The organism is Paraburkholderia sp. SIMBA_027 (assembly GCF_046535315.1).
GTDB lineage: Bacteria > Pseudomonadota > Gammaproteobacteria > Burkholderiales > Burkholderiaceae > Paraburkholderia > Paraburkholderia tropica.
Window position 1 is genome coordinate 1 of record NZ_JAWRWY010000183.1, and the last position, 369, is coordinate 369.

A 369-nucleotide genomic window follows, 5' to 3' on the forward strand; every position below is an offset into this window, starting at 1 on the left:
ACCATCATGTCGCGGTATTTGTCGCGGTCAGGGCCATCGCCGATCATCAGCGCCGAGAGCGGCCGCCCGGCCAGACGCTCCGTCCTGGCAAAGGCATCCACAAAAAGATCGGGACCCTTAAGGTCCCTGAGCATGCCGATGTAGATGAACTGGACGGCGTCGGATCGGGTCGGGATCACCTGGAAGTCGCGCTCCCCGATGCCGTTATAGATCAGCCGTGTCTTGGTCTTCGGCTTGCCGACCTTCTTCATGTAGGTGTCGCGCTCGTATTCGCAGATGAAGACGAGCGCGTCGGTCAGATATTCCTGTAGCCGCTCCATCTTGAGCACGAATTGCCCGAGGAGCGAGGTGCGGGAATAATGCAGGCTT

1 pseudogene is annotated in these 369 nt (G+C 59.3%); it reads right to left on the minus strand.

What is annotated here, in order from left to right:
* A pseudogene (locus tag SB764_RS38705) lies at window positions 1-369 on the minus strand (hypothetical protein); the annotation flags it as partial.